The 653-nt window shown below is 47.3% G+C and carries 1 pseudogene; it reads left to right on the forward strand.

Annotated elements, in window-relative coordinates:
• Positions 1-117: 117 nt before the first annotated feature.
• A pseudogene (locus R7Q46_RS27715) lies at positions 118-653 on the forward strand (hypothetical protein); the annotation flags it as partial.

Here is a 653-nt window from a genome sequence, read left to right on the forward strand (position 1 = left end):
CATTTTGACATGCAGCCTGCTTGCAGGACTCGCCGTTCGTTACGTGAGTAAAGAAACCCGCAGCGCATTAAGTCAGCAATTCATTCGATGGCGCGGACAAGTGAAGAGATATTCGATATGAGCTCAACCGATGTGAGAACAAAACAATCCATTGCAGCGCTGACGATAACCGTCGTGATTGCGCTGCTTTGGATCGTGATGCCTCACCCCATTTTGATTGTGGCAGTGTGCTTTGCACCGTTGGCATTGCTATTCGTCCTCAATCAAACCTTTTGGCTCGTGACACTGTTCGTTATCTTTTCCTTTTTCCGTATTCACGAAGCGTTTCCTGCCATTTACAGCTTTAAAATCCCATTGCTTTTATCCCTTGGCGCGTTAGCTGCGCTAGCTTTTCATCTACTGCTAAGTCGTCAACTTACGGCATTCTGGCACCCTTCACTCAAGTGGCTGTGCATTTTCTGGGGTCTGGTTATCATCGGGATTGTGTTCGCCTCTAGCCGAGATATTGCCATCACGGTATTTAAAAATACGTATTGGAAAATCATTGTGATGACCTTGGCGATCACTTGGCTGATCACCAAACCACAGCAGCTCGCTCAAATGTCCAAAGCGATCATCGTCGCCGGCATGTTGATTGGGTTAGTCGCGCTTAA

The organism is Vibrio sp. 811 (assembly GCF_033339195.1).